Source organism: Mitsuaria sp. TWR114 (assembly GCF_007997345.1).
Genome location: NZ_VOSR01000383.1, coordinates 1 through 7209 on the forward strand (window position 1 = coordinate 1; position 7209 = coordinate 7209).

Genomic DNA, 7209 nt, shown 5'->3' on the forward strand with positions numbered 1-7209 from the left:
GCGAGGGCGAGGTGCTGGGGAGCGAACCCGCATGACGACCGGCACCGAACAGCGCGAGCGCTTCCCGATGGCCCTGGAGCCCGGCTACTTCCGGCCGGACGACCTGAGCTTCGAGCAGCGCGTGGACATGATGGCGCGGCTCGCGGAGCAGCTGCGCTTCATCGACCTCGACGACCAGGAGGACGGCGACTGGCGCGGGCTCTTCGCCACCGACCCGACGCTGGTGATGGCCGGCATCGCGGCGCTCGATCCCTGGCCGCTGCAGCAGCAGTTCGGTCTGGCGCAGGATGTGCTGCATGACCGAACCGAGGGGGTGACCGGCGTCGCCGGTCGGGGGCGCGAATCGTTGTCGCATGGTCCTCTCCTGTCGAACCCCCACTATCGGCGGGGGCCGGCGCAAGTGCCATCCCACCATAGGGTGGACATGGAGGGATGCGAGCGGGAGCAGGACGAAAGGCGGTGGGGGGGCGGTCGAGCGGTCACGGGGGAGGCGACACGCGCGACGACAGGCCGGCGCAGGATCAGATCGATCATTTCGAGGTGATCGATCTGAACATCCCGGTGGCTCAGATCACCTGTCGCAGCAGCGCATACAGCGCGATGCCGCCGGACACGACGGCGCAGGCGGTCTTCACCGAGCGATTGGCCACGAAGGCACCGATCAGGCTGCTGACCAGGATGGCGGCGAGGAGGTAGTTGATTTTCATGGGCCGCGATTGTGGCGGCGTGCCGGTGCCGGTCGACCCGGCGCCGCGGCGCGGATCAGACAGTCGCGCCCGCGGGCCGGTTGATCTCGACGGTCACGTGAACAAGTTCCTCATGCACCGACAGCAACCGGCGGACCTCATCGGGCCGTGCCTCGGGATGGTCGGTGACCAGCGACACGATGCAGGCGTACTGGGCCCGGCCCACGCGCCACACATGCAGGTCGGCGATCGCCGCCGGCCATGGGGCGGCGGCGATGACCTCGCGGACCTCGTCGACGACCGGCGCGTCCATCTCGGCGTCCAGCAGCACGCGGCCGGTGTCGCGCAGCAGCCCGCGCGCCCAGACCGCCACCAGCGCCGCGCCGGCGATGCCCATCGCCGGATCCAGCCAATCGGCCCCCCAGAACCGCCCGCCCAGCAGGGCCACGATGGCCAGCACCGAGGTCGCCGCGTCGGCCAGCACATGCAGATAGGCGGCGCGGAGGTTCAGGTCGTCATGACCGTGGGGCGCCGCGTGCGCGTGCTCGTGGGTCTCTCCATGCTCATGCCCGTGGCCGTGGCCGTGGCCGTGGCCGTGGCCGTGGCCGTGATGATGGTGCTCGCCGCGCAGCAGCCAGGCGCAGGCGAGGTTCACGATCAGCCCGAGCGCCGCCACCGCGATGGCCTCGTCGTAATGGATCGGCGTCGGCGCGAGCAGCCGCTCGACCGACTGCCACAGCATCAGCCCCGCGACGCCGATCAGCAGCAGCGCGCTGCTGTAGCCGCCCAGCACCTCGATCTTCCAGGTCCCGAACGCGAAGCGGCCGTCCTTCGCCCAGCGCCGCGCCGCGCCATAGGCCAGCACCGAGACGCCCAGCGCCACGGCGTGCGAGCTCATGTGCCAGCCGTCGGCCAGCAGCGCCATCGAGTTGAAGACGTAGCCGCCGGCGATCTCCGCGACCATCATCGCGACGGTGAGCAGCACGGCCCAGCGCGTGTTGCGGGCAGCGAGCGGGTTGCCCTCGTCAAAGACATGCGTGTGCTGCCAGGCGGCGATGGAGGTCGTGGAAGGCATGGGGAAAAGCCGGTCCCGGCCGGCGTTGTCATACTCCCCCCCCAGTATAGGAGCCGGCTGCGCGGCGTCGCTAGAATGCCGCGCCATGGCACACACGACCACCGGCCGGAAGAAGCTGCTCACCCGCATCCGCCGCATCCAGGGGCAGGCGGCGGCGCTGGAGCGCGCCGTCGACCAGGACGCGGACTGCATGGCCGTGCTGCAGCAGATCGCCGCCATCCGCGGCGCGGTCAACGGGCTGATGGCCGAGGTGCTGGAAGGCCATGTGCGCGAGCACCTCGGCGCACCGGGCCTGAGCGCCGAGCGGCGCGCGGCCGAGACCGACGCGGTCGCGGCGCTGCTGAAGTCCTATCTGCGCTGAGCGCCCACGGGCGCGGGGCGCGAGGGGTAGACTCCGCCGCACCTTTCAAGACAACGGGGTCTCGGGTGGATACAGAGGAGCGGCGTCCCTTGCGGGTGGTGGTGCTGGGCGGCTCGGCAGGCAGCATCGACGCGCTCGGCGCCATCCTCGGTGCGCTACCGCACGAACCGGGCTTCGCGGTGCTGGTCATCACGCACCTCGATCCCAACGAGGAATCCCATCTCGCCGAGGTCCTGCAGGAGCGCACCACCCTGCCGGTGGAGCGGCTCGAGCACCTGGCCAAGGTCGAGCACGGCCGCGTCTACGTGCTGCCCGAGAACGCCGGCGTGATCGCGCTGGACGGCCACTTCCGCCTCACCCGCCGGCAGCCGGGGCTGCACCTGCCGATCGACGGCTTCCTCGCCACGCTGGCGCAGGACCCGGACCAGGACGGCGCGGTGGTCATCCTGTCCGGCACGGGCCAGGACGGCGCGGCCGGCATCGTCGACCTGAAGGCCTCCGGCGGCTTCGCGATCGCGCAGGCGCCGGGCACCGCGGCCCATGACGGCATGCCGGTCGCGGCGATCAACACCGGCCTCGTCGACGAGGTGCTGCCGCCGGCGGACATCGCCGGCGCGCTGGTGCGGCGCTTCGGGCAGCCGCACCAGGAAGGCGGGCTCCCCGGCTCCGCCTCCGGCACGCAGGACGCCGATGCGCTGGAGACGGCGCTGTCGATCGTGCAGCAGAAGGCCGGCGTCAACCTGGGCTACGTGAAGGACGTCAACCTGCGCCGGCGCTTCCTGCGCCGCGTGCTGCTGCAGAAGGACCGCGACGTCGCCGCCTACCTGCAGCTGCTGCGCAGCGACCCCTACGAGGCCGCCGCGCTGCGCGACGACGTGCTGATCGGCGTGACGGCCTTCTTCCGCGATGCCGAGTTCGTCAACGTGCTGCGCCAGGTCGTGCTGCCCAAGCTGCTGGCGCTGCGGCATGACCCGATCCGCATCTGGGTGCCCGCCTGCTCGACCGGCGAGGAGGTGTACACCATCGCCATGCTGCTCAAGGAGGCGATGAACGCCGAGGGCATCGCGCGCCGCGTGCAGATCTTCGGCACCGACATCAACGAGGCCTCGATCGAGACGGCGCGCGCCGGCCGCTACGGCGCGGCGGCGCTGGAGAACGTGCCGCAGGCCTTCCGCGACGCCGCCTTCCTGCCCAGCGCCGGCGGCTACCTCGTGGCCAAGGACCTGCGCGAGATGTGCGTCTTCGCGCGGCACAACCTGCTGGCGCATGCGCCCTTCTCCGGCATGGGCCTGATCAGCTGCCGCAACATGCTGATCTACCTGCGCAAGGAAGCGCAGCAGCATGTCTTCGAGGTGCTGCACTACGCCTGCCGCAACGACGGCTTCATGCTGCTGGGCCGGGCCGAGGCGGCCTCGGTCGCCGATGGCTTCGAGCATGCCGGCGCGCCGCACCTGTACCGCAAGCTGCCGAACTCGCGCCGCCAGCGGCCGCTGTTCCCGATCGACGCGCTGCGCCCCTGGGTCAGCGACAGCGATGCGCCGCGCGTGCCGCAGGCGCCGCCGCCGGACCTGGTCAGCGGGGCGGCCGACCGCGTGGCGCTGGCGCGCTACGCGCCGCCCGGCTTCGTCGTGAACGAGAGCGGCGACGTCGTGCAATTCCGCGGCGACGTGGCCGCCTTCATCGCGCCGGCCAGTGGCGAAGCGACGCTGGCGCTGCCCCGGCTGCTCGACGCCGAGCTCAACGTCCCGGTGCGCACCGCGCTGATCGAGGCCAAGCGCACCGCGCAACCGGTGCGGCGCGAGCGGGTGGCATTCCGCGACCGTCGTTATGCGCTGGAGGTGCTGCCGCTGGAGACGGGCGAGGCGCTGCAGCATTTCCTCGTCACGCTGGCGCCCGAGCCGGACGAGCCGGTCGCCGGCGTGGCCTCGGCGCTGTCGGCGCCGCCGTTCTCGCCGAGCGGCGCGCGGGCGCGCGTCGACGAACTCGAGCGCACCGTCACGACGCTGTCCGATGAACTGGAGGCCACGCAGGCCCAGCTGCGCACGCTGGTCATCGAGTTCGAGTCGGCCAACGAGGAGCTGCGCACCGCCAACGAGGAGATGCTCAGCACCAACGAGGAGCTGCAGAGCGCCAACGAGGAATTGCAGAGCGCGAAGCAGGAACTCGAGTCGGCCAACCAGGAGCTGATCTCGCTGAACGAGGAGCTCAAGTCGCGCAACGACGAGCTGGACCAGGTCAACGACGACCTCAGCAACCTGGTCGAGGGCATCCCGCTGCCGGTGGTGCTGCTGGACCGCCAGCTGCGCCTGCGCCACGCGTCGCCGCAGGTGGCGCAGCTCTTCGGCTTCGAGCCGGCCGCCATCGGCCAGGCGATCGGCCAGCCGGTCGCGCTGGTGACCTCGCGCTTCGCGGTCGGCCAGCTGGAGCAGCTGGTGCAGGCCGCCGTGCAGGGCCTGGCGCCGGTGGAGCACGAGCATCAGGACAACGAGGGCCGCTGGTGGCTGATCAACGTGCGGGCCTACCGCACCGCGGATGAGCGCATCGACGGCGCGGTGATCGCCTTCCAGGACATCCACGAGCTCAAGTGCGCGCTGGGCTCGGCCCAGCATGCCCGCGACGACGCGGAGCGCGCCAACACCGCCAAGGACGACTTCCTGGGCATGGTGTCGCACGAGCTGCGGGCGCCGCTCAACGTGATCGCCGGCTGGGCCTCGGTGCTGAAGCAGTCGCAGGAGCGCGGCGTGCTCGCCGAGGCGACCGCCACCCGCGCGATCAGCACCATCCTCAAGCACTGCCAGGCGCAGGCGCAATTGATCGACGACCTGCTGGACGTGTCCCGCATCGCCTCGGGCCACCTGACGCTGGAGATGCGGCCGCTGGACCTGTCGGCCTGCGTGCGCGCGGTCGTCGACGGCCTGCAGCCCACCGCCGAGGCGCGCGGCCTGACGCTGAGCGGGACCGGCCTGCAGCAGCCGCACCGCATCCAGGGCGACCAGCGCCGGATGCAGCAGATCGTCTCCAACCTGGTCGGCAACGCGCTGAAGTTCACGCCGCGCGGCGGCCGCATCGGCGTGACGCTCAGCCGCATCGGTCCCACGGTCGAGCTGGCGGTCGTGGACACCGGCATCGGCGTCGCCGTCGAGCTGCTGCCGCGGCTGTTCGACCGCTTCACCCAGGCCGACATCACCCGCACCCGGGAGTACGGCGGGCTGGGCCTGGGGCTGTCCATCGTGCGCCACCTGGTGCTGGCGCACGGCGGCACGGTGACCGCGCACAGCGAGGGCGAAGGCCGCGGCACGCGGCTGACGGTGCGTTTCCCGGCGGCGGAACTGGTCTCGGACACGCCCGACGCGCCGCCGCGCGAAGGCGTCACCGCCGACCTGCACGGCCTGCGCGTGCTGCTGGTCGACGACGACCCGCATGCGCTGGACGCGCTGCGGCATCTGCTCGAGTTGGCCGGCGCACAGGTCTGCGCGGCCGGCTCGGTCGACCAGGCCTGGGCCGCGGTCACGGCCGCGGCGCCGGACGCCGCGCCCCATGCGCTGGTCAGCGACGTGGCCATGCCGGGGGCGGACGGTTATTCGCTGATCCGTCGGCTGCGGGCGCATGAGCGCGACCGCGACGCGGCCGGCGGCCCGCCGCTGTATGCGGTCGCGCTGACCGGCCTGGCCACGCTCCAGGACCGCGATGCCGCGATCGCGGCCGGCTTCGACGACCATCTCGCCAAGCCGGTGGACGTCGACCTGCTCGTCGAGAAGCTGCTGATCGCCAAGCCGCGCTGAGCGAGCCTCGAGCTCAAGCCATCACGAGGCCAGGTCGCAGCGGCGGATCAGTCCGCCGCCTGCGCGATGACCGCGGGCACGATCACGCTGCGGCGGCGGGCGCGCTTCACGTCGTACATGCGCTCGTCGGCCAGGTGCAGGGCCTGTTCGACGCTGAGCCCGGTCGGGTCCAGCGCGACGACGCCCACGCTCGCGCCGGCGTACTGCAGCGCATGGCCTTCCAGGTCGAAGCGACCAACGCTGGCGAGCGACGCGCGCTGCTCCAGCGTGCGCGCGGCCTGGGCTGGCTCGCCGCGATCGAGCAGCGGCGCCAGCGCGGACGAGGCCCCGCCCAGCGCCACGCCGGGCCCGACCACCACGAACTCGTCGCCACCGACCCGCGCCAGCATGTCCGAGCCGCGCAGCTCCAGCGACAGGCGCTGGGCCATCTCGCGCAGGAACAGGTCGCCGCGGTGGTGGCCGAGCTGGTCGTTGACGGTCTTGAAGCCGTCCAGGTCGATGCAGCCCAGCAGCACGCAGGTGCCGTCGCGCGCGGCCCGCTGCAGCTGACGCTGCAGCTCGTCGAACAGCGCGCGGCGGTTCGGCAGGCCGGTCAGCGCGTCGGTCAGCGCATAGGTCGCCAGCTGCTCGTTGGCGGCGCGCAGGTCCGCCACCAGCCGCTCGCGCTGCAGGAATTGCCCCACGAGCGAGGAGAACAGCCGCAGCAGCGACTCCGCCTCCGGCGCGATCGGCCGGCGCTGCGCACTGGCCGCGCACAGCGTGCCCATCAGCTCGCCGCCGTCGTCGCGCACCGGCGCGCTCACATAGGTCTGGATGCCCAGCTGGCGCGCCGCGTCGGAGTCGCCCCAGCAGTCCGCCACGTCGCTGGTGGCCATGCGGCCAGCGTCCAGCGCGCGCTTGCACAGGGTGTCGGACCAGGCCACCGTCAGCCCCTCCGGGATGGTCATCGCGCCGGTGTTGCGCGCGATCAGCACGTGCTGCTCGCCGGCGCGCAGGTCGATGGTCGTCAGGTAGGTCGATTCCAGCCCGGTGATCGAGCCCAGCATCTCCAGCAGCGGGCGGGTGAGCTGGTCCAGGTTCCGGGCGACCGGCACGGTCGAAGTCAGGCGGGCGAGCAGGGCATCCAAGATCGGCATCGAAGGTCGGGACTGAAGCCGCCGATGTTGTCACAACTGCGCCGCGCCACCGGACGCCGTCCGTCATGGCGTTGGCGCCGTCCGCCGGATGCGCCCGAGGACGCCGTCCCGGCGCGGCGATCACGCCGCTGGGCATGAGAGACGGGCATGGGCGTCGGCATGCGCGCCG

Annotated in this window: 6 protein-coding genes; 3 read left to right on the forward strand and 3 right to left on the reverse strand. The window is 72.1% G+C overall.

Annotated elements, in window-relative coordinates:
* The first annotated feature begins 31 nt into the window (after positions 1 to 31).
* Positions 32 to 544, forward strand: a complete 513-nt coding sequence (locus FUT87_RS14620) for a hypothetical protein (RefSeq protein WP_147241481.1) — start codon at positions 32 to 34, stop codon at positions 542 to 544.
* A 22-nt stretch (positions 545 to 566) separates the two neighbouring features.
* Here the strand turns inward: FUT87_RS14620 and FUT87_RS28850 are convergent, their stop codons facing one another.
* Together FUT87_RS28850 and dmeF are read right to left on the reverse strand one after the other, a co-directional pair.
* Positions 567 to 707, reverse strand: coding sequence for a hypothetical protein (locus FUT87_RS28850; protein ID WP_183484476.1), 141 nt, complete (start codon positions 705 to 707; stop codon positions 567 to 569).
* Between the two features lie 55 nt (positions 708 to 762).
* The gene (gene dmeF / locus FUT87_RS14625; protein WP_147241482.1) at positions 763 to 1761 is read right to left on the reverse strand and encodes a CDF family Co(II)/Ni(II) efflux transporter DmeF; all 999 of its coding nucleotides are present in this window, start codon (positions 1759 to 1761) and stop codon (positions 763 to 765) included.
* A gap of 85 nt (positions 1762 to 1846) precedes the next feature.
* Here dmeF and FUT87_RS14630 point away from each other — a divergent pair, with 85 nt between their 5' ends.
* Positions 1847 to 2122, forward strand: a complete 276-nt coding sequence (locus tag FUT87_RS14630) for a metal/formaldehyde-sensitive transcriptional repressor (protein WP_147241483.1) — start codon at positions 1847 to 1849, stop codon at positions 2120 to 2122.
* 65 nt (positions 2123 to 2187) lie between these two features.
* A complete protein-coding gene (locus tag FUT87_RS14635) occupies positions 2188 to 5904 on the forward strand; it encodes a CheR family methyltransferase (protein ID WP_147241484.1) in 3717 nt (1238 codons plus the stop codon).
* A 47-nt stretch (positions 5905 to 5951) separates the two neighbouring features.
* On the opposite strand, the gene FUT87_RS14640 is transcribed toward FUT87_RS14635, so the two are convergent.
* On the reverse strand, positions 5952 to 7031 hold the full coding sequence (locus FUT87_RS14640) for a sensor domain-containing diguanylate cyclase (protein ID WP_147241485.1): 1080 nt from the start codon (positions 7029 to 7031) through the stop codon (positions 5952 to 5954).
* Positions 7032 to 7209: the final 178 nt, after the last annotated feature.

What these genes read in the sequence shown, in the direction of transcription:
- FUT87_RS14620 (WP_147241481.1), top strand. Translation starts at nt 32, where the DNA reads ATGACGACCGGCACCGAACAGCGCGAGCGCTTCCCGATGGCCCTGGAG.
- FUT87_RS28850 (WP_183484476.1), bottom strand. Translation starts at nt 707, where the DNA reads ATGAAAATCAACTACCTCCTCGCCGCCATCCTGGTCAGCAGCCTGATC.
- dmeF (WP_147241482.1), bottom strand. Translation starts at nt 1,761, where the DNA reads ATGCCTTCCACGACCTCCATCGCCGCCTGGCAGCACACGCATGTCTTT.
- FUT87_RS14630 (WP_147241483.1), top strand. Translation starts at nt 1,847, where the DNA reads ATGGCACACACGACCACCGGCCGGAAGAAGCTGCTCACCCGCATCCGC.